Consider the following 21,184-nt stretch of genomic DNA (forward strand, 5'->3'; position numbering starts at 1 on the left):
CGTGTTTGAAACCTTCTTTCCGCAACTGATCGGTCTCTGTACCGGAGCCCTGCTGCTGACCAGCGCGCTCATGGTCTGGCGACACTCGCTGCTCGCGTCCATCCGTCTGCTCGCGCTGCAGGGCGTCGCCCTCGCCGCGCTCGTTGCGGTGATCGGCATCGCCGAGGGTGAGTCCGAACTCGTGCTCGTGTCGCTGCTCATCCTCTCGGTCAAGGGCATCGGACTGCCCTGGGTGCTCGCGCACCAGTCCAAGGCGTCGATCAAGCAGATTCAGGAGTCACCCCGGCTCAATCCGACCGCCGCTCTGCTGGCCGTCACGCTCCTGACGATTCTCAGCTACGTCGTCGTCAGCCGGATCTTCGGGCTCGGCGACACCACGACAGGCCATGCCGCCCCGATCGGGCTGGCCATGGTCCTGATCGGCTTCCTGCTGCTGATCAGTCGGCGTCGCGCCCGCTCGCAGCTGATCGGCTTTCTGCTGCTCGACAACGGAATTGCCACCATCGCGTTTTTGACCAGCGGCGGCGTACCGATTCTGCTCGAGTTCGCGGTCTCCCTCGACGTGCTGCTGGTCGTGCTCATTCTGCATGTTTTTGCCGGCCGCATGCGCACCAAGTTCGGCGGCACCGCCGTCGATCAGCTCAGAGAGTTGCACGATTGATGTCAGTTATTCTGTGGATGCCCCTCGTCGGCCCACTCGTCTTCGCCGGTCTCAGCCTGCTGCTGCGCGGGTCTTCGCTCCGCCGTTTCGTCGGTGTCGCCGCATCGAGCGCCGTGCTGGTTTCCGGCCTGTTCCTGATCGGTGCCGTGCTGGGCGGCGATGTGCCCTCCGCTGGCGGCGGTATGCTGCGCGCCGATGCTCTCTCGGCCTATATGCTCAGTGTCGTCGGAGCGGTCGGACTCGTCTCCACCTGGGGTGGTCTCAGTAGCGCGGCGTCGAGCCGCACCCGAGATGCCGCCGGCTACGAAGCGCTTATCGCTCTGTTCCTGGCAGCTATGTCCCTCGCCGTGCTCGCCGACAGCATCGGCCTGATGTGGGCGGCCGTCGAAGCCACGACCATCGCCACAGCCTTTCTGGTCGGCCACCACCGCACCCGGCGGTCGCTCGAAGCCGCCTGGAAATACGTCATCCTCGGCTCGGTCGGTGTCGCGATCGCGCTGCTCGGCATCGTACTCATCTACGCCGCTTCGGTCGGCACCGACACCCCCACCCTGTCCTGGCGTCTACTGAGCCAGGCCGACCTCGGCCTCGACCCAGCACTCATCACCGCCGGCGGCGCCCTGGCCGTGCTCGGATTCGCGACCAAGTCCGGCCTGGCCCCGATGCACAGTTGGCTGCCGGATGCCCACAGCCAGGCCCCGGCGCCCGTTTCCGGCCTCATGTCCGGCGTACTTCTCTCGGTCGCCCTCTACGCCATCCTGCGCATCCAGTCGATCACCAACCTCGTGATCGGTCCGGAGTTTCTGCGCACCATGCTCTGCATCGGCGGGCTGCTGTCCCTGCTCGTTGCCGCATCCCTGCTCATTCGGCAACGCGATTACAAGCGGATGCTCGCCTACTCCAGCATCGAACACATGGGGCTCATGGCGATCGGTGTCGCCATCGGCCCGGCTGCCCTCCCGTCGGTGTTGCTCTACATTCTCGGCCACGGCTTGATCAAGGCGACCCTGTTCGTCATCTCCGGACGCATCCTGAAGATCGAGGGCACCCCGGTGATCGCCGATGTGCGGGCTCTGCTGGTGCGACGACCCGGGCTCGCCATCCCCTGGCTGATGGCGATGGCGGCGATCGTTGGCTTTCCCCCGTTCAGCATCTTCTTCTCCGAGGTCGGCATCATCATGGCCGGCTGGTCGGTGGGACTCGGCGGAGTCGTCGGCGCGGCCCTCCTGCTGCTGCTCGTCATCTTCGCCGCCTTCACCCGGCTGACCGTGCAGATGACCATCGGCGCACCCGCGGCCACCGTGCCCCCGAGCCCCCAGGCGTTCACGCCGGACTATTCCACCCACGGTCCAATTTTGCCCATCATCCTGGCCCTGGCGACCACAGCGACGATCGCCTTCGTGGCCGAGCCGGTCGGCACTCTGTTGCTGCAGGCCACAGCCGTTCTGGGAGGTACCAACTGATGCGCGATGACCGACGAGCCAATGACATGACGCCTGAAGACCACGCCGCCGATGAGTTGGCCTCCGGCCGCTCCACCGAACGCGGCCTGGCCGCCGGCGACGGTGCCGAGCTACGCCACCTCGACCGTTCGAAGCTGGCGACAACAGCCGGTGCCCTGTTGGATGCCGGCAGTCGTCTGGCCCTGATCGCCTGCCACGAAGACAGCGACCAGTTTCGCATCGTGTATTCCTTTGTCGGAGCAGACCCGTCCCTGCGCGCTGATCTGTCAGTGAGCGTGCCACGCACGGACGCCTGGATTCCCAGCCTCGCCGAACTGTCGTTTTCGGCCGGGAACTTCGAGCGGGAGATTCGCGATCTGTACGGTGTCGAGCCGCGGGATCACCCGCAGCCCCACCGGCTGGTGCGCCACGGCCACTGGCCGCGCGGCTGGTATCCGATGCTCAAGGCCAACTCGGTCGTACCCGAGTTCGAGCCCGACGTGGAATCCTTCCCGTTCGTCCCGGTCGAAGGTCCCGGGGTTTATGAGATCGCCGTCGGACCGATTCACGCCGGGATCATCGAGCCCGGACACTTTCGGTTCTCGGTCGTCGGCGAGACGATCGTGCGCATGGAAGCGCGCCAGTGGTACCTGCACCGCGGCGTCGAGAAGGTCTTCGAGGGCAAGAACGCGGCTGAGGGCGTGCTGCTCGCCGAGCAAATCAGCGGGGACACGGCCGTCGGCCATTCCCTCGCCTTCGTCATGGCCGTCGAGCAGGCCACCGGCACCCCGGTCTCCGAACCCGACCGGCTGTTGCGGGCCTTGCTCCTGGAACTGGAGCGGCTGTACAACCACATCACCGACCTGGGCTCACTCGCTAACGATGTCGGCTTCGGCATCATCGACGCGCACGCTCAGGGCCTGCGTGAGCAGCTCATGCGCATCAACAAATCGGTCACCGGGCACCGCCTGCTCCGCGGCGCTCTCAGCATCGGTGGCACCAGGGTCACCGCCCTGCCGAACGCCGACGATCTGGCTCGCATTGCCGCCGACATGGCCGAACTGGCCGAGATCACGCTCGGCCACGCCATCGTGCGCGGCCGCTTCACCGGCACGGCCCGCCTGTCCCGGGCCCATGCGACCACGCTTGGCACGCTCGGCTACGTCGCCCGCGCCTCCGGCATCGAGACCGACGCTCGCCTTGAGCATCCGTTCGTCAATCTCGGCGAGGTCTTTCACATCGTGACCGAGGACGGCGGCGACGTGCTGGCTCGCTACACCGTGCGCGCTCGGGAAGTCGAGGTGTCGACCGCCATCGTGCTGGACTTGCTGAAACGACTGCAGGGGCACACGGGGACCGCGTACAGCGTCAACCCGACCGCGGCCGGAACCGGGCTGGCCCTCGTCGAGGCCTGGCGGGGTACGGCAACCCACCGAGTCGAGCTCGCCGCCGACGGCACGCTCGCCCGGGTCAAGATCGTCGACCCGTCGTTCCTGAACTGGCCCGCCGTGCCGCAGGCCCTGTCGGAAACGATCGTTCCCGACTTTCCGCTCACCAATAAGAGCTTCAACCTCTCCTACGCCGGCAACGACCTGTAGACCGCGTCGGGCGGGCCGACCGTGGCGAGCGGGCCGACCGTGGCGAGCGGGCCGACCGTGGCGAGCGGGTGTTACTCCTGCTCGAGGTGGCGCAGTAGTGCGTGCGAGTCGGTGAGGCTGGCCAGCACCATGCGCTTGGCCGCGGCCAGCAGCTCCACCGCGCCCTGGTCGCGCAGCGCATAGAAGATGGAGTTGCCCTCGCGCCGGGTCACCACGACCCCCGCCCGCCGCAGCACACCGAGCTGCTGCGACAGGTTGGACAGCTCGCAGCCGAGTGCCTCGGCGAGTGACCCCACCGAGCGTTCACCGGCGACGAGCTGTTCCAAAACCTGCACCCGCAACGGATGCCCGAGCGCCTTGAACAGGTCGGACTTCAATTGGGCGGCGGGCAGACCAGAAGACAACACAGGTTCAGTATATCGTTACCTAATGATTCTTTCAATTAGATGGCTGCCGCTGAATGCGTAACGCTGAATACGTACGCTGAATCGCCGTTAGCGGAGGCGCAGCACCCCGTCATTCACGAGGGCACGAGTGTAACCGAGGCTGTTGCCAAGCGCGTTCGGGTGAAAGTTGGCCGGCGCGAACGGGTTCAGCGCATCAAATGCAAAGTATGGAACGCGCGACCCGATGCCGTGTGCGGCGAATTCCTGCGCGGCGTCGACAAAGCGGATGCGTGGCGTCGCCATCGCCGCGACGGATCCCGCGATAACAGTGTTCAGTGCGTCGGTGGCACCATTGAGCACGTCGCCCAGCGGGGAGAATCCCGGCTTGAACTGGCGCGGATAACTGAGCACCGCGATCTTCGCCTGCGGCAACGTCGCCGCCACGAGACCGTAGGTACCCACGAGCTTGGGGGCGAGAACGCTCAGCTGAGCCACACTGTTTTGGATGGCGCCGAGGCAGACCGAACTGGCCGGGTCGGGCGCACACGCCGCCAAAACGATGTTGGAGCCGGCATCGATGCCGCCGACGGTCAGCGTGACCAGAGCGGTGCTCTGGCTGACCCCGAGAAGCTGAGCGGGAACATCCACTGTGCTGGCTCCGGAACAGGCTTTGTTCGACACGAGTTTGAACGGACTGACCAGGTCCGCGAAGATCGGGTAGCTGGCGCGCTTGGAACGCAGGCACGCGGTGCCGTCCGGCACGTAGGGCGGGGCACCCTGACCCGAGGTGAACGAGTCGCCGAGAGCGACATAGCTGGTTGCGGAGGCTTTGACGGACGGAGAGGTCTGCGCGAGCGCCGGGGCGCTCACCGCACCGGCCAGCAGGGCAACAGTGACCAGGGCGACAGCGCCGAGGCGAGGCAAAAACCGTGAAGCCAATCGTTGATTTGTCATGCCACGAACGTAGACCCGGTGCGGGGCCTCAACAAGGCGTGCGCGGGCCGTCTTTCGCGTCAGGAACGCGAAAAGGCCCGCACTGCAAGCAGTGCGGGCCTTCCGTCTACCCGACCGACCTGGCGAGAGGTGATCGGGAGATCTATTGGGGCAAGGTGTTCGTCAGTACTAAACCTCGACTGAAGCGTCTGCGCTGTCGGAAGCCGCAGCGCGACCTTCGGTGTCAGCAGCCTCATCGAGCACCGGAGCGAGCGAGAGCTTGCCACGGTCATCGATCTTCGTGATTTCCACGAGAACCTTCTGGCCGACGCCGAGCACGTCTTCGACGTTCTCGACGCGCTTGCCACCAGCAAGTTTACGCACTTCGGAGATGTGCAGCAGACCATCCTTGCCCGGGAGCAGCGAAACGAAGGCACCGAACGCGGCGATCTTGACGACGGTTCCGAGGAACTGCTCGCCGACCTCGGGGTTGGTCGGGTTCGCGATGGCGTTCACCTGAGCTCGTGCGGCTTCGGCTGACGGCCCGTCGACGGCTCCGATGTACACGGTGCCGTCTTCCTCGATCGAGATGTCGGCACCGGTGGTGTCCTGGATCGAGTTGATCGTCTTGCCCTTCGGGCCGATCAGCTCGCCGATCTTGTCGACCGGGATCTGCACGCTGATGACGCGCGGCGCGGTGGGCGCCATCTCGTCGGGAGCGTCGATCGCCGCGTTCAACACGGAGAGGATCGTGGTGCGGGCATCCTTCGCCTGGTTCAGCGCGCCAGCCAGGACCGAGGCGGGAATACCGTCGAGCTTGGTGTCCAGCTGGATCGCGGTGATGAATTCGCTCGTGCCGGCAACCTTGAAGTCCATGTCGCCGAGGGCATCTTCGGCACCGAGGATGTCGGTCAGCGCCGCGTAACGAGTCTGGCCATCAACGGTGTCGCTGATCAGGCCCATGGCGATACCCGCGACCGGGGCGCGCAGCGGCACTCCGGCGTTCAGCAGCGACAGGGTCGAAGCGCAGACGGAACCCATCGAGGTGGAACCGTTGGAGCTGAGCGCCTCGGAGACCTGACGGATAGCGTACGGGAACTCCTCACGCGTGGGCAGCACGGGGACCAGGGCACGCTCAGCGAGCGCTCCGTGGCCGATCTCGCGACGCTTCGGCGTTCCGACCCGGCCGGTTTCACCGGTCGAGTAGGGCGGGAAGTTGTAGTTGTGCATATAACGCTTTTTGGTGACCGGGTTCAGCGAGTCGATCGACTGCTCGAGCTTCAGCATGTTCAGCGTGGTCACGCCCAGGATCTGGGTTTCACCGCGCTGGAAGATGGCCGAACCATGCACGCGCGGGATGACCGCAACCTCGGCATCGAGCGGACGGATGTCCGCCAGTCCACGACCGTCGATACGGATGCCGTCGTTGAGTACGCGTGAGCGAACGACGAGCTTGGTGACCGACTTGTACGCCGCGTTGACCTGGTTGTTGGCGCTCGCGTCGAGCTCGCCGGCTTCAACCTTGGCCGCGATGGCGGTCTTGACGGATGCCTTGAGCGCGTCGTCAGCGTTCTGACGCTCGACCTTGTCGGCGATCGTGTAGACCGTCCCCAGCTGGTCGTAGGCCAGCGCGGCGACCGCGTCGTAGGTGGCCGGCTGGTACGGCGGGAAGAGCGCGAAGTCGGCGGTCGGCTTGGCGGCGGCATCCGCTACCTGCTGCTGCGCGAAGACGAGCTGCTTAATGAAGGGCTTGGAAGCCTCGATGCCCTGGGCAACGACGGCTTCGTTCGGCGCGATGGCGCCGCCCTTGATCAGGTTCCAGGCTGCGTCGGTCGCTTCGGCCTCGATCATCATGATCGCGACGTCCTGCACACCGTTGGCGTCCGTGACAACACGGCCGGCGACGACCATGCTGAACACGGCGTCATCAAGCTGCGAGTGCTTCGGGAAGGCAACCCACTGGCCGCCACCGTTCTCGTCCGGGATGAGGGCGACGCGAACGCCACCGATCGGCCCGGAAAACGGCAGGCCGGCGAGCTGCGTCGACATGGAGGCCGCATTGATCGCGAGCACGTCGTACAGTTCGTCGGGCTCGATGGCCAGAACGGTGATGACAACCTGGATCTCGTTGCGGAGACCATCGACGAACGACGGGCGCAGCGGCCGGTCGATCAGACGGCAGGTGAGGATGGCGTCGGTCGAGGGACGACCTTCGCGGCGGAAGAAGCTGCCCGGGATGCGGCCGGCTGCATACATGCGCTCTTCAACGTCGATGGTGAGCGGGAAGAAGTCGAAGTTGTCCTTCGGCTGCTTGCTGACGCTCGTGGCGGAGAGCAGCATCGTCTCGTCGTCAATGTAGGCGGCGGCAGAACCCTGCGCCTGCTGGGCGAGACGCCCGGTTTCGAAACGGATGGTGCGCTTGCCGTACTTGCCGTTATCGATAACGGTTTCGGCGAACGTGATTTCTGGACCCTCCATGTGGGGGTTTTCTCCTTTAAGTTTGCTTCTCGCCATGCTGGCGACGAAGGCTCGCGTGCCCGTATGACAGGCGAGTTGGACGGGTTGATCTCACAATCAACCCGGCCAAGTCTAACAGACCTGTTAGAAAGCGCCCATCAGGCCGACGGCCTAGCCGGCAACCGGCGTGGCAGCATCCGTCGTTCAGATGGGTACAGCCGCTGCGGCGGCCGACAATGAGGCGTGGGTAGGCCCGGAAGGCACGGTGGCCGGTCGATTTTTGGCAAACTCGCGGCGCAGCACCGGCACGACCTCTTCGCCCAGAAGGTCGAGTTGCTCCAGCACGGTTTTCAGCGGCAGACCGGCGTGATCCATGAGGAAGAGCTGGCGTTGATAGTTACCGACGTAGTCGCGGAAACCGAGGGTGCGGTCGATGATCTGCTGCGGGCTGCCGACGGTGAGCGGGGTTTGCTCGGTGAAGTCTTCCAGCGACGGGCCGTGTCCGTAGACGGGTGCGTTGTCGAAGTAGGGGCGGAATTCCTTCACGGCGTCCTGGGAATTCTTGCGCATGAAGACCTGGCCGCCGAGACCGACGATGGCCTGCTCGGCGGATCCGTGTCCGTAGTGCTCAAACCGCTCGCGGTAGTAACCGACCATTTTCTGGGTGTGACTGGCCGGCCAGAAGATGTGGTTGGCGAAGAAGCCGTCACCGTAGAAGGCGGCCTGCTCGGCGATCTCCGGGCTGCGGATACTGCCGTGCCAGACGAAGGGCGGCACACCAGCGAGCGGGCGCGGCGTTGATTGAAAATCCTGCAGCGGGGTGCGGAACTGGCCTTGCCAATTCACCACGTCTTCACGCCAGAGTTTACGCAGCAGCGCATAGTTCTCCAGGGCCAGCGGGATGCCCTGACGGATGTCCTGGCCGAACCACGGGTACACCGGGCCGGTATTGCCGCGACCGAGCACGAGATCGACCCGACCCTCGGACAGGTGCTGCAGCATTGCGTAGTCCTCGGCGATCTTCACCGGATCGTTGGTCGTGATCAGGGTGGTCGCGGTCGAGAGGATGATGCGGCTCGTCTTTGCTGCGATGTAGCCGAGCATGGTGGTCGGGGACGACGGCACGAAGGGCGGATTGTGGTGCTCACCGGTGGCGAAGACGTCGAGGCCGACTTCTTCGACCTTCTGGGCGATCGTGACCATTGCCGAGATGCGCTCGTGCTCGGACGGTTCCCGCCCGGTCGTGGGGTCAACGGTGCGATCGCCGACGGCGAAGATTCCGAACTGCATGTAAACCTCCAGAAAAATCAATGCGTTTGCATTGATATTACCAGTAACTGCGGCCGGGTTGACCGCATTCCCGGCAGTAAACCGCCCCGAACTGGTGCCATGAGAATGGGTGGCACACGTTCCGGTGTCAGACAAAGTGTTAGTGACTGAAATGAGGATGCGCCGATGCAGGGACTCGCGCGGGTGGCGGCAGCCGGAATGATGCGTGCCTGGGCCGCGATCAGCATGCAGGGCAGCGTCACCATTCCGCAGCCCAGCGACACCCCGGTGGCCCACTCCCCCGGCATCGACAGCGATCGCATTCTCGTGCTCGGCAGCGGGCCGGCCGCCGGCTGGGGCGTCAGCAGCCACGACCTCGCGTTGCCCGGTTCGCTCGCTCGGGCGCTTTCGGGGCGCACGCAGCGCGGAGCGGACGTGGCCCTCATCGCCAGCTCGATCGGGCTGCTGGCCTCCGTGCAGGTACAACTGCGCGGGGCTGACCTTCGACGCCTCGATGCGATCGTCGTCGTTCTGGGCGTCGGTGACGCCCTGCACCTCACGGCCGAGCGAACCTGGCAGGCCGACCTCACTCGACTCCTGAATTTTGTCGAGCGACACACGAATGACAGCGCGTACATTTACGTTCAGGGTATCCAACCCATTCGTGCCATTCCGATCTTCAACAGCCTCGGCGGAACAATCGCCGATCGGCACGCCCGATCGCTCGACGCGATCACCGAACGGGTCTGCCTGTCGATGCGTCGCTCCGTTTTCGTCCCCGTGGCGGACGTCGAATTTCCAGCCTCCGCTGGTCTGTCGGATTCCACCGATTATCGCCACTGGGGCGAATTTCTAGCCAAGAAGATGGCGGGGCGTCTGGAGGTCGTGCAGCGCAGCCGCTATCCGGTACCGCTCGGATCCACCGATGCGCCGCCCAGGACGGCACCCATCCGTGGCGGTGACCAGCGCCGCCTCAGACGCGGCTGTGACACCCGGTTGGATCATATTGTGGCGCTGGCGCAGCAGTCTTTCGGTACGGCATCCGCTCTCTTCGCTATTCGGGACAGTAATCGCCTGCAAATTCGGTCGAGTACCGGCCCCGCCTTGCCGACCCCGGCCTGGAGCGATTCGATGTCGGCGATGGTCGTGCGCGCACGCGGTGCCGTCATCGTGCCCGACACGCTCGCCGATCAACGCCTGCGGCGCAAAGCCTTCGTCACCGGCGCGCCCCACATGCGTTTCTATGCCGGATTCCCCATCGAAGCAGCCTCGGGCGAGCGCATCGGCGCCCTCGGCGTGTTCGATCCGGAACCGCGCGCGGACTCGGGGGTCGATGCGGTCCTCCTGCGCCAGCTCGCCCTCATGATTCAGGAAGAGATGAACACGAACGGCGAGTTCGCCGGCTAGTCGACGGGCTTGGTCGCGGCGCCAGCTTCGACCCTGGCCGCTTCGGCAGCAGCCGCACGCTGCTTGATGCCGAGCACGGAGTGGCGGCGACCGTAGGCGAAGTAGACAAGGAACCCGACGGCCAGCCACACCCCGAACCGTGCCCAGGTGAGGGTTGTCAGGTTGAGCATCAGCCAGACGCAGAGCACGGCCGACAGGATCGGCAACACCGGCGAGAACGGCACCTTGAACGCGCGCGGCAGGTCGGGACGCTTCTTGCGGAGCACAACGACGGCGATACTCACCAGCACGAAGGCCGACAGTGTTCCGATGTTGATCATCTCTTCGAGCACCCCCACGTCGGTGAGCCCGGCGATGAGAGCGACGGCGGTACCAGAGATGATCTGAATGCGCGCCGGCGTGCGGCGTTTTTCGCTCGTGACGCTGAGCCAGCGCGGCAGCAGGCCGTCGCGGCTCATGGCGAACAGCACGCGGGACAGGCCGAGCAGCAGCACCATGATCACGGTGGTGAGGCCGACCAGGATTCCGATCGAGATCACCTGAGCGGCCCAGCCGGCGCCGACCGCGACGAATGCGGTCGCGAGGGAGGCGTTCGGGTCGTCGGCCAGTACGGTGTACGGAACCATGCCGGTGAGGACGAGGCTGACGCCGAGGTAGAGCACCGTGACGATCGCCAGGCCGGCGAAGATGCCGCGCGGCAGGGTCTTCTGCGGGTTCTTGACCTCTTCGGCGCTCGTGGCAACCACATCGAAGCCGATGAACGCGAAGAACACCAGGGATGCACCGGCCAGCAGGCCGAACAGGCCGTACTGCGCCGGGGCCGCCCCGGTCATGAAGGAGAACAGGGACTGCATCCAGACGTCGCCCTCGCCGCCGGCCCTGGGAACTTCGGCCGGAATGAACGGCGTGTAGTTCGCGGTGTTGATGAAGAACGCGCCGACGATGATGACGAAGACCACGATGGCGACCTTGATGATCGTGAAGACGCTGGCGACGCGGGCGGAGAGCTGGGTGCCGAGCACGAGCAGGGCGGTGAAGATGGCGACGATGACGAAAGCTCCCCAGCTGACGTCGAGGCCGATCACGGTGATCGTCGCTGGAATGTTCCAGCCGGCCAGATCGAACACGGTGCTGAGGTAGATGCCCCAGTACTTGGCGATGACGGCGGCAGCCGTGAGCATCTCGAGGATGAGGTCCCAGCCGATAATCCAGGCGAGCAGCTCTCCGAGGGTCGCGTAGGTGAAGGTGTAGGCGGACCCGGCGACGGGCACGGCCGAGGCGAACTCGGCGTAACACATGATCGCGAGGGCGCAGGTGAAGGCGGCGAGCAGGAAGGCCAGGGTGACCGACGGCCCGGCGTAGCTGCCGGCTGCCTTGGCGCCGACCGAGAAGATTCCAGCTCCGACGGCGACCGCTACGCCCATGATCATGAGGTCCCAGGTGCCGAGGGTGCGTTTGAGGCTGTGGCCCTTTTCCAGCGAGTCTGCTATCGAATCTTCAATACTCTTGATGCGCCTAAGACTCATGCTGATTTCCGTTCGTTATTGCCAACCACCTATGTTAGCAAGCCGCTGTTCTACCCCCGCTCGCCGGCGGCACGCACAACGGGCCGCCACCTAAAAGGTGACGACCCGTTGTGAAGAAGTTCGCGTTGTCAACGCTGCATTCGCTTCGTGCAATTGAACTGCACGAAATTAGCGACGCAGGCCGAGGCTGCCGATCAGTGTGCGGTACCGAGTGATGTCGATGTCCGACAGGTAACCGAGCAGACGGCGACGCTGACCAACCATAAGAAGCAGGCCACGACGTGAGTGGTGGTCGTGCTTGTGCTCTTTCAGGTGCTCGGTGAGGTCAAGAATGCGCTGCGTGAGCATTGCAATCTGAACTTCCGGGGACCCGGTGTCGCCTGGGTGGGTAGCGTACTTTTCGATGATCGCCTTCTTAGCATCTGGTTCGAGTGCCATAAAGTGGGATCCCCTTTCTCTCACTGCGCGGTGCCCTTGGCAGGATGCCTGAGCTCTCTTTATCCGCGGCCGTTGAACGGCAACCTTGATACCCTAGCAGAGCACACGGGTAAAACCGGCACACCCTCCCGTTTTGGTGCCATGCGCCCGGTCTGTTCCCGCCCGCTCATAGCGCTACAGTGGGGGAATAATCGAGGAGGTGCATGAACGTGGGTACGTTGCTGTATGGCAATCCGGGTATCGTGATCACCTTCGACGATCGTGCCCTCATGCACCTGCAGATCGTGATCAGCACCAAGCTGCGGCGCCGGGAGAGTTTCATTTTCACCTGGTCCGATTCGGCCGACGAGGGAAGTGGTCGCAGCGCGATCTGGCTCGACCCGACGAGCACGCTCTACTACCGATATTTTGGCAGTCGCACCCCGTCGATCAACCGGGACTGGATCGAAGCCCTCATGCTCTCGGCCAACAGTGCCGGCGGCCTGGCGTTCATCGCCGAGCCGACACCGTCGCCGAGCATCAGCGCGAAGACGCGGCGCTAAGCGTCGGGAACTGCGCTGCTCTGGGGGCGATGGCACCCAGCGCGTCGGCCAGCGCGGCCAGAAAATGGTCGGCGCTGGCGATACTGAGACAGAGCGGCGGCTTGATCTTGAGCACGTTTTTGAAGTCGCCGGTGGGCTGCACGATGCAGCCGCGCAGCAGTAGTTCGTCGCAGAGCCGCGCGGCCGCGCCCGTCGCTGGAGTGAAGGCGGCGCGGTCGCTGACCAGCTCGACTCCGAGGTAGAGCCCCATTCCGTACACCGCGCCGATCAGATCGAAGCGTTCGCCGAGCCGTTCCAGGCCCCGTTTGAGATGCCGACCGACGACCTCAGCATTGTGTTGCAGGCCTTCGTCGCGCATGATGTCGAGCACGGTCAGGCCGATGCGGCAGCTCAGCGGGCTGCCGCCAGCCGACGAAAAGAACGGTCCCTCCTCGCTGAAGCGCTCCGCAATGTCGCGGCGGGTGATGACCGCGCCGAGTGGATGCCCGTTGCCCATCGCCTTGGCGATGGTGATGATGTCGGGAACCACTCCTTGTTGCTCGGTACCCCAGAAGTGCTTGCCGAGCCGGGCGTAGCTCACCTGCACCTCGTCGGCGATGCAGAGTGCGCCGCGGGCGCGCATCCGCTCGTAGACGCCGGCCAGGTAGCCGTCGGGCAATAACACGCCGCCGGCATTCCCGAATACGGGTTCGGCGATGAACGCGGCTACCGTGCGCCCGGCGTCGGCCAGGTCCCGCAGATCGCCGTCGAGGTCGTCGAGGTACTGCGGGGCAGACTGCATGCCCCGATATTTGCCGCGCACGGCGTTCGGCGCTTCGACCAGGTGCACCCAGTCCGGCCGGGTGTCGAGCGCCCGGGGGTTGTCGGCGACCGAGGAGGAGACGGCATCCGCTGCCAGCGACCAGCCGTGATAGGCCTCGCGCACCGCGAGCACGGTGTCCTGGCCGGTGTAGCTGAGGGCGAGGCGCAGGGCGAGGTCGACGGCCTCGGTGCCGCTATTGACCAGAAAGACGGTGTCGAGCGGGTCGGGGGCGAGTGCGGCGAGGCGCTCGGTGAAGCGCACGAGCTCCTCGTAGTGAAAGCGGGAGTTGGTATTCAGCAGCGACCATTGGCTGCGCGCGGCCTCGGCAATGCGCGGATGCCCGTGTCCGACTGTCGTGACATTGTTCACCATGTCGACGTAGGCCTGGCCGTGAGTATCGATGAGGTGATGCTGCCAGCCACGTTCGATCTGCGGCGGGGCTTGGTAATAGTGTTCCTGCACGCGCGCAAAGGACTGGTCCCGGCGCTGCAGCAGGGCGCCGGCATCGGCCAGTGAACGGGCGGTTTCCAGCCCGAGCAGCGCTGACGGGTCGGGGCAGACCCGCTGCCAGAGCGCCGCGTGTGACGGTGCGGCGAAGAACGGCGGGCGGATGCCGCGAAGCCGGCTGGTCTGCAGGGTCACGCGGGCCACTCGGGCGGCGTGGCGTGCACCGGCCGAACTGGCCTGAGCCGCACCGAGAGCGGTACCGAGAGCGGTACCGAGAGTCGTTCCGGCTTCGACGGTCTGGCCGTCGATGGCCGCGGCGTCGATGCCGGTCAGCCACAGGTCAAAGTGGGCGGCCTCGAGCCGCACCGTGTCGGAATCGACGACCACAACCGTCCCCGCGATCGGCGCGGTGATGTGGCTGCCGGCCGGCAGGATCACCTCGACGCCGAGGGCCAGGGTGACCGATTCCTCGGCCGTGTTAATGCGCGTTTGGGAGAGCCGGTATTCGCCATAGCGGGTGACGGCGTGGCCGAGCTGGGCTGCGGCATCCGCTGTAATGCGCGCATCAATGTTCGGTTCCAGCCAGACTCCGGCGTCGTAACCGGCGCTCGTCACGGACAGGTCGATGATGGCCGCTGGATCGAGCGGCCCAGCCAGGGGGTAGTCGGTTGTCATGATGGGGGCGTCGGTGCCCGCCAACGTGAACCGGATGAGGGCTTCAACCTCTGCACCATCAAGGTCGGCGGCCGTGGCGAAGGCGAGCCACTCGCGGGCACGGTTGGCGTCGGCATAGTCGTTGTCATCATCGAGCTGCACCTGCGCTTCGCCGCTCACCACGAGCACCGCCGTGCGCAGCACGATGAGGGGCCAGAGAGCGGTGAGTTCGGCGTCGGAGAGCGGCACCTGCCTGACGAAGGCATCGATGGTGTCGAGAATGGCCAGCGGATGCCGCGGGCTGCGATACAACACACAGGCGCAGGTCGCGGCGAGTTCGGCGACTAGCCAGCCCTGGGCGACGTCGCCGAAGTCGATGACGCCGGAGATGCTGTCGCCGTCCCGGCTCACGACGTTGTCGTCGGTCAGGTCGCCGTGGATCGTCTGCACGCGCAGGTCACCCTTGAGCGGGGCGAGCTGCATTCGGGCGGCGTCGGTCACGGTGCGCAGATGTTCGCGGCGCGCGTCGTCATTGACCTGGCCGAGGAGTGCGTCGATGACCTCGCCCCCACGCCGGAGGTCCCACTGCAGAAAGCGGTCGGTTCCCGCGTGCTCGAAGTTGGACAGGCCACGCACGATCCGGCCGGCCACATCGCCGAGCGAGCGCACCTGCCCGGCCGTGAGCCGCACCGAATCGGTCAGCGGATGCCCGTCGACGTAGGTCAGCAGGCGCAGGTCGAGGGTCTGCCCGTCGATCGTGATGCGCTGGATCTCGTTGCCGTCGATCGCCCTGACGGCAGCGGGCAGGTCCAGGCCCAGATCGCCGAGGTGCGCCAGGGCAGCGTTCTGCGCCTCAAGCTCGACGGCCGCGATGGCCGGGTTGGAGACCTTGAGTACGACCGTGGCGGCATCCGTGTGAATGCGAAAGTTGCGGTCCTGGTTGCTGCCCAGCTCGGTGACGACGCCGATGACGTCGAACCGCTCGCGGGCGAGATCGGCCGCCTGGTCGAGCGTTAGGCGCGGGCGCGGCAGGTGGAAGTGGCTCTGCTCGGTCATGGTTCTCCAGTCATGCGGGTGGCAGCGGTGGCACGAGCAGGATGGGTTTAGCGCTTGCGCACGAGCCGCTTCGGCAAAATGGCGCGTGGGGCATCCGGGGTGTTCCAGGCCTTGGCGATGGCCCAGGCGACGGCAGCGATCGGCACCGAGAGCACGGCACCGACAATGCCGCCGAGAATGGTTCCGGCGGTCAGGCCGACCAGGATGACGAGCGGATGCAGCTTGAGTGACTGCGCCATGACGACCGGCTGCAGAAAGTTTCCCTCGAGCTGGTTGACGGCGACCACGATGATGAGCACGATGAGCGCCACGACCGGGCCACTCGCGACCAGGGCCACCAGCGCGGCGAGCACTCCGGCCGCGGTCGCTCCGATCAGCGGAATAAACGCTCCGAGGAACACGATGACCGCGAGCGGCAGGGCGAGCGGAACCTGCAAAATGGCCAGGCCGATGCCGATCGCGGTGGCGTCGACGGCGGCGACGATCGCAGTGCCACGTACGTACCCGCCCAGCACGCGCAGGGAGGTGTGACCGATGCGTCGGCCACGGGCCAGGCGCTCTCCCTTGAACGGACTCAGGAAGAAGTTCCAGATCTGGCCGCCGTCCTTAAGGAAGAAGAACAGAATGACCACGAGCAGCACGGACCCGGTGATCAGTTCAAAAACAGCGGAGGCCCCGGCCAGCGCCCCCGAGCCGAACTGACTGCTGGTGAGAAAATCGACGACACTATTGCGGGCGTCGGTAATCTGCTGCTCGTCGACCTGGATCGGTCCGTCGATGAGGAACTGCTGGAGCTTGTCGATGCCCTCGGAGGCCGAGGAAAACAGTTCGTTCCACTGGTCGCGCACAGCGAACACGATGAGCGTGATGATGCCGCCGAACACGGCGATGCCGCCGAGCAGGGTGATCCAGGTGGCCAGAATAGCGGCGACGCCGCGCTTGCGCAGTCCGTTGATCACCGGACTCAGAGCCGAGGCAAGGATGATGGCGATCAAGACCGGGATGACGACGAGCTTGAGCTGCACGAGTCCGTAGATGACGGCGGACGCGAGCACGATGACGAGGAGAATCTGCCCGCTGCGCAGGCCGAGCCAGCCGAGCCGGTCATTCAGCGGAGTGCGAGGGACCAGGGGCGTGGGGTCGTCGTGTGCGCGCATGCACCCAGCCTAGACAGGCATCGGGCAGAAAACCCGATCGACCGGCTACTTCATTTGATTTCGGTGAAGGTGTCCGCCACCGCTTCGAGTACGGCTTCGTCGCCGGCGTAGATTCCACTGGCGCGCGGCCAATGGCTGATGACGTCGGTGAAACCGAGGTCGGCAGCGCGGCCGACGGCATCCTCGAACGCATTCATGCTCTGCAGGGAATATGTTCCGCCGCTGTCGAGTGAGAGGTAGCGGTCGATGGCGGCCGGGTCTCGGCCTTCAGCGGTCGCCACGTCGTCCAGCCGGTGCGTGAGGCCGCGCACGCCCTCCCACCAGTCCTCCCCCGAGGCTCCATCCTGGCCGGTCGTCACCCAGCCCTGCCCGAACCGACTGACCAGTCCCAGGCCTTTGGGGCCGTTGGCGGCGATGACGAACGGTACGCGTTGGCGCACCGGGGCGGTCGACCTGGGCAGCACCATGCGCGCATTGACAGCCGAGTACCAGTCACCAGCGAAACTGATTCCCGCGGTGGAACCCGCCTCCTCGCCGCGTAACAGGAGGTCGAGGTCGGCGACGAATTCGGCGAACCGTTCGTGCCGCTGCCGGGGCGTGTACTCGGGCTGGCCCAGAACGGTGGCGTCGAAACCGGTGCCGCCCGACCCGACCCCGAGCAGAAACCGTGCGTTCGACACGTCGTCGACGGTGGCTATGTCCTTGGCAAACGGCACCGGATGCCGAAAATTCGGTGAGGAGACAAAGGTGCCCAGAACGATGCGTTCGGTCACGGCCGCTGCGGCGGTCAGGGTGGGAATGGTTGCATTCCAGGGTTCGTCGACGAGCGACCGCCAGGACAGGTGGTCGTAGGTCCAGGCGTGGTCGAAGCCGTACTGCTCGGCACCGAGCCACTTCTCGCGCGCACGCGGCCACGGGTCTTGCGGGAGAATGACGATTCCAAAGCGCATGGGGCGAGTCTATTCAGCGGGGCGCTTCGACCTGTTGCGATGTCGGTGCCCGGTGCCAGACTCTGCACATGGACACTCCGCAGATTCACACTCCGCAAATCCACACTCCGCAAATCCACACTCCGCAGATCTACACGCCGCAGATCCACCCACACTGCACGATCGTGCCGCCGTACCTGCTGATGCGATTGGCACAACTGGACGTTCCCAAATTCGCGCGGGCCGCGGCTGCCGCCAGGGACTCGCTACTGCGGGACTCGCGGATTCGGCAATTGCGCGGTGGCACGCATCCACGCGCCCACCCGAGTGCGCGCAGCCTGCCCACCCGCACACCGGGGGAATCCGATCGCACCATTTCGGATGCCGGTGGCCTCGAACGCCTACCCGGTCGCCGGGTGCGCACGGAGGGTCAGCCCGCCGGAACCGACCCTGCCGTGACCGAGTCGTATGACAGCCTCGGAGCCACCCAGGCGATGTACTGGAACCAGTTCGGACGCGACAGCATCGATAACGGTGGTATGCCGATGGATGCCACGGTGCACTATGGCCAGAAATACGACAACGCCTTCTGGGACGGTGAACGCATGGTGTTCGGCGACGGAGATGGCCAGGTTTTCAACCGGTTCACCATTTCGCCGAGTGTGATCGGTCACGAGCTCACGCACGGCGTCACCCAATTCACGGCGAACCTGGAGTACCAGGGTCAGTCCGGCGCGCTCAACGAGTCCATTTCCGATGTGTTCGGCGCGCTCGTCGAGCAAAATCTGCGGGGACAGCCGACCAGCGCGGCCAGCTGGCTGATCGGCGAGGGCCTATTCACCGAACAGGTTGAGGGCATCGCCCTGCGCTCGATGAAAGCGCCCGGCACAGCGTACAACGATGATGTGCTCGGCAAGGATCCGCAGCCGGACAGCATGGCCGGTTATATCGAGACGGACGACGACAACGGCGGTGTGCATATCAACTCGGGCATTCCGAACCGCGCCTTCTACCTCGTCGCCGAGGCCATCGGCGGCAACGCCTGGGAAATGCCGGGCCGCATTTGGTATGACACGCTCACCGGACCGCTGCTTCGCCCGCAGAGCGATTTTGCTGCCTTCGCGGCGGCGACGGCGGATACCGCGGCCCGCCTCTATGGAAACGGTTCGACCGCCCACGACGCGGTCTTGCGGGCCTGGGCGACGGTTGGGGTAGTGGCCGCCGTTCCCTCGCCGCTGCCCAACACGACCGGCACTCCGAGCGCCCCTGGTATCTCCCTGCCGCCAGCGTATTCGGCACCTCTCGTCGACCCGCTGGCACCGATGCCGCCGGAGCAGCCACGCGGGCCGACCGCGGGGCAACCATCGGGGTAACCTTTCGGTATGAAAGTCATTGTCTCGCGCAGCGGCGGGATGGCCGGGATCCGCCTCACCTGGGAAGTCAGAGTTGAAGAGCAACCCGACCCCGCAACCTGGGCGGATTTTCTCGATTCGCTGCCCTGGGACGACGTTACCGACAGCGTGGCAACTGCAGACCGGTTCGCCTATCGCATTCGATGCGCCCCGCACGAGGTGGTGCTCGCCGAGCCCGAGGTGAACGGTCCGTGGCGCGAGCTGGTCAACCGCGTCAAGGCCGCCAACGGAATGTAGGCGGCCCTGAACCGGCGGTGGTGCTGGTTATTCTTTCGAGCGACGGCCCCAGCGGGGGCGACGGGCTGGATCGTCGGTCAGCGCGGCCTCGATGTGGCCGTCGACCTGATCGCCGAAGTGGTCGTCGAAGTTCTCCTCGAGGTGCGCGGTCACGGTCTTGCCGATGCGGCGCGCCATCTCCTCCCGACGCTGACGACGTTCAGCACTGACCAGAACCTCGTGCTCGATGCGGAACGCCTTGTAGGTGGCAATACACATACCGATCATGACGATGCTGACCGGTATCGCGGTCAGAATCGCGCCGGTTTGCAGGGCAGCGAGTCCGCCGGCCAGCAGCAGGGCGATCGCGACGATTCCGCCGAGGCTCGCCCACATGATGCGGCTCCACTTGGGCGGGTTGGTGTCGCCACCCGAGGCGAGCATGTCGATCACGAGCGAGCCAGAGTCGGCCGAGGTGATGAAGAAGATCGCCACCACGATGACCGCGATAACCGAGAGGATGCCGCCGAGCGGAAGCTGCCCGAGGAAGTTGAACAGCACGTTCTCGGAGATGATTCCGACCGCGGGGTCGAAGAGACCGCCGCCGTCGCCTTCCCAGGCCAGTTTGATGGCGCTGCCGCCCATGACGGCGAACCAGACGAAGGTGACCAGCGTCGGCACGAGGAGTACGCCGGCGATGAACTCACGCACGGTGCGGCCACGCGAGATGCGCGCGATGAAGACACCGACGAACGGCGCCCACGAGATCCACCAGCCCCAGTAGAAGACGGTCCAGGCGCCCTGCCAGGCGGTACCGGCTTCCCCGGTGAAGGAACCGGCGTCGAAGGTGAGTCCGATCACGTTCTGAAAGTACCCCCCGATGGACTCGACGAGCACGCGCAGCAGGTACAGGGTGGGTCCGAGGGCCAGCACGGCGATCAGCAGCAGCCCGGCCACGCCGAGGTTAATGTTGGAGAGCCATTTGATGCCCTTGCCGACTCCGCTCACCACGGAAACGGTGGCGATGGCGGTGATCACGATGATGAGCACGACAAGGAGGGTGTTGTTGACTTCACCCACGACGCCGAGGTAGCTCAGGCCGGCCGCAATCTGCTTGACCCCGAGACCGAGTGAGGTAGCCACGCCGAACAGGGTTCCGACGATGGCAATGACGTCGATGGCGTCACCGAGGCGGCCCTTGACCCGGTCACCGAGGAGCGGCTCCAAGGCCCAGCGGATGGATACCGGACGGCCCTTGCGGTGGATGGAGTAGGCCAGAGCGAGTCCGACGACGGCGTAGATTGCCCAGGCGTGAAAGCCCCAGTGCAGGAAGGTCTGCGACATGGCGGCGGCGGCGAGCTCCTGCGAGTCTCCGGTCACGCCGGGTTTCGGGTTGGTGAAGAAGGTGAGCGGCTCGGCCGCTCCCCAGAAGACGACGCCGATGCCCATGCCGGCGGCGAACAGCATCGCGAACCAGCTCATGATGCCGAATTCCGGCTTGTCGTCGTCCTGGCCAAGTTTGATGTCGCCGAAGCGGCTCGCGCCCATCCAGATGGCGAATACCACGAAGGCGGCCACGATGACCATGTAGTAGGGTCCGAGACCGGCGACGACCCAACCCTGCAGCAGGGCGAGCACGCTGCCGGTGCGTACCGGGAAGGCGATGGCGACGATCACGACGGCCAAAATGATGCCGAGCGCCGGATAAAAAACTCGAGGAGCCGGAATAACAAATCGCCGGGGTCGAGGGGGACTGATTTTCGGCGTTTTCGCCGGTAGTTCGGGTAGCGCACTCACTGTGAAACTTTCTCAAAGAATAGATTGTGGCGGACGAAAGAAACCGTTGCTGAGC

Annotated in this window: 17 protein-coding genes; 7 read left to right on the forward strand and 10 right to left on the reverse strand. The window is 65.3% G+C overall.

Annotated elements, in window-relative coordinates:
- Position 1 precedes the first annotated feature (1 nt).
- The 3 genes from E3T43_RS11965 to E3T43_RS11975 are packed head-to-tail and all read left to right on the forward strand — an operon-like array spanning position 2 to position 3,701.
- Positions 2-661, forward strand: coding sequence for a hypothetical protein (locus E3T43_RS11965; RefSeq protein WP_092449961.1), 660 nt, complete (start codon positions 2-4; stop codon positions 659-661).
- Positions 661-2,124 carry a proton-conducting transporter membrane subunit gene (locus E3T43_RS11970; RefSeq protein WP_092449962.1) on the forward strand — a complete coding sequence of 488 codons (1,464 nt, stop codon included), beginning with the start codon at positions 661-663 and terminating at the stop codon, positions 2,122-2,124. The genes E3T43_RS11965 and E3T43_RS11970 overlap by 1 nt, the downstream gene beginning before the upstream one ends.
- A 26-nt stretch (positions 2,125-2,150) precedes the next feature.
- The gene (locus tag E3T43_RS11975) at positions 2,151-3,701 is read left to right on the forward strand and encodes an NADH-quinone oxidoreductase subunit C (RefSeq protein WP_134472585.1); all 1,551 of its coding nucleotides are present in this window, start codon (positions 2,151-2,153) and stop codon (positions 3,699-3,701) included.
- A 71-nt stretch (positions 3,702-3,772) separates the two neighbouring features.
- Here E3T43_RS11975 and E3T43_RS11980 read toward each other — a convergent pair whose 3' ends face one another.
- From E3T43_RS11980 to E3T43_RS11995, 4 genes are all read right to left on the reverse strand, one after another.
- On the reverse strand, positions 3,773-4,108 hold the full coding sequence (locus E3T43_RS11980) for a helix-turn-helix transcriptional regulator (RefSeq protein ID WP_198414356.1): 336 nt from the start codon (positions 4,106-4,108) through the stop codon (positions 3,773-3,775).
- An 87-nt stretch (positions 4,109-4,195) separates the two neighbouring features.
- Entirely contained in the window at positions 4,196-5,041 is an 846-nt protein-coding gene (locus E3T43_RS11985; RefSeq protein WP_134472586.1) for an SGNH/GDSL hydrolase family protein, read from the reverse strand.
- A 168-nt stretch (positions 5,042-5,209) separates the two neighbouring features.
- A complete protein-coding gene (locus E3T43_RS11990) occupies positions 5,210-7,498 on the reverse strand; it encodes a polyribonucleotide nucleotidyltransferase (protein WP_134472587.1) in 2,289 nt (762 codons plus the stop codon).
- 183 nt (positions 7,499-7,681) lie between these two features.
- Positions 7,682-8,767: an LLM class flavin-dependent oxidoreductase gene (locus E3T43_RS11995; RefSeq protein ID WP_134472588.1), complete on the reverse strand. Its 1,086-nt coding sequence runs from the start codon at positions 8,765-8,767 to the stop codon at positions 7,682-7,684.
- A 165-nt stretch (positions 8,768-8,932) separates the two neighbouring features.
- Here E3T43_RS11995 and E3T43_RS12000 point away from each other — a divergent pair, with 165 nt between their 5' ends.
- Positions 8,933-10,153: a GAF domain-containing protein gene (locus E3T43_RS12000; RefSeq protein ID WP_134472589.1), complete on the forward strand. Its 1,221-nt coding sequence runs from the start codon at positions 8,933-8,935 to the stop codon at positions 10,151-10,153.
- Here the strand turns inward: E3T43_RS12000 and E3T43_RS12005 are convergent.
- Entirely contained in the window at positions 10,150-11,679 is a 1,530-nt protein-coding gene (locus tag E3T43_RS12005; RefSeq protein ID WP_134472590.1) for an amino acid permease, read from the reverse strand. The two genes, E3T43_RS12000 and E3T43_RS12005, sit on opposite strands and share 4 nt — an antisense overlap.
- A gap of 168 nt (positions 11,680-11,847) precedes the next feature.
- A complete protein-coding gene (gene rpsO, locus E3T43_RS12010; protein ID WP_092112143.1) occupies positions 11,848-12,117 on the reverse strand; it encodes a 30S ribosomal protein S15 in 270 nt (89 codons plus the stop codon).
- A 203-nt stretch (positions 12,118-12,320) separates the two neighbouring features.
- On the opposite strand from rpsO, the gene E3T43_RS12015 reads away from it, so the two are divergent.
- Positions 12,321-12,659, forward strand: coding sequence for an ATP-dependent DNA ligase (locus E3T43_RS12015; protein WP_134472591.1), 339 nt, complete (start codon positions 12,321-12,323; stop codon positions 12,657-12,659).
- Here the strand turns inward: E3T43_RS12015 and E3T43_RS12020 are convergent.
- The 3 genes from E3T43_RS12020 to E3T43_RS12030 are packed head-to-tail and all read right to left on the reverse strand — an operon-like array spanning position 12,637 to position 17,725.
- On the reverse strand, positions 12,637-15,618 hold the full coding sequence (locus tag E3T43_RS12020; RefSeq protein WP_134472592.1) for an aminotransferase: 2,982 nt from the start codon (positions 15,616-15,618) through the stop codon (positions 12,637-12,639). The two genes, E3T43_RS12015 and E3T43_RS12020, sit on opposite strands and share 23 nt — an antisense overlap.
- A gap of 47 nt (positions 15,619-15,665) precedes the next feature.
- Positions 15,666-16,775, reverse strand: coding sequence for an AI-2E family transporter (locus E3T43_RS12025; RefSeq protein WP_092449976.1), 1,110 nt, complete (start codon positions 16,773-16,775; stop codon positions 15,666-15,668).
- 50 nt (positions 16,776-16,825) lie between these two features.
- The gene (locus E3T43_RS12030) at positions 16,826-17,725 is read right to left on the reverse strand and encodes an LLM class flavin-dependent oxidoreductase (RefSeq protein ID WP_134472593.1); all 900 of its coding nucleotides are present in this window, start codon (positions 17,723-17,725) and stop codon (positions 16,826-16,828) included.
- A 182-nt stretch (positions 17,726-17,907) separates the two neighbouring features.
- Between E3T43_RS12030 and E3T43_RS12035 the strand changes: the two genes are divergently transcribed.
- On the forward strand, positions 17,908-19,077 hold the full coding sequence (locus E3T43_RS12035; RefSeq protein WP_241978965.1) for a M4 family metallopeptidase: 1,170 nt from the start codon (positions 17,908-17,910) through the stop codon (positions 19,075-19,077).
- A gap of 9 nt (positions 19,078-19,086) precedes the next feature.
- Entirely contained in the window at positions 19,087-19,353 is a 267-nt protein-coding gene (locus E3T43_RS12040) for a protealysin inhibitor emfourin (RefSeq protein WP_134444391.1), read from the forward strand.
- Between the two features lie 27 nt (positions 19,354-19,380).
- On the opposite strand, the gene E3T43_RS12045 is transcribed toward E3T43_RS12040, so the two are convergent.
- The gene (locus E3T43_RS12045) at positions 19,381-21,090 is read right to left on the reverse strand and encodes a BCCT family transporter (RefSeq protein WP_370449953.1); all 1,710 of its coding nucleotides are present in this window, start codon (positions 21,088-21,090) and stop codon (positions 19,381-19,383) included.
- Positions 21,091-21,184 lie beyond the last annotated feature (94 nt).

Origin of the sequence: Cryobacterium sp. Hh7 (assembly GCF_004403155.1) — a bacterium.
Classification (GTDB): Bacteria; Actinomycetota; Actinomycetes; order Actinomycetales; family Microbacteriaceae; genus Cryobacterium; species Cryobacterium levicorallinum.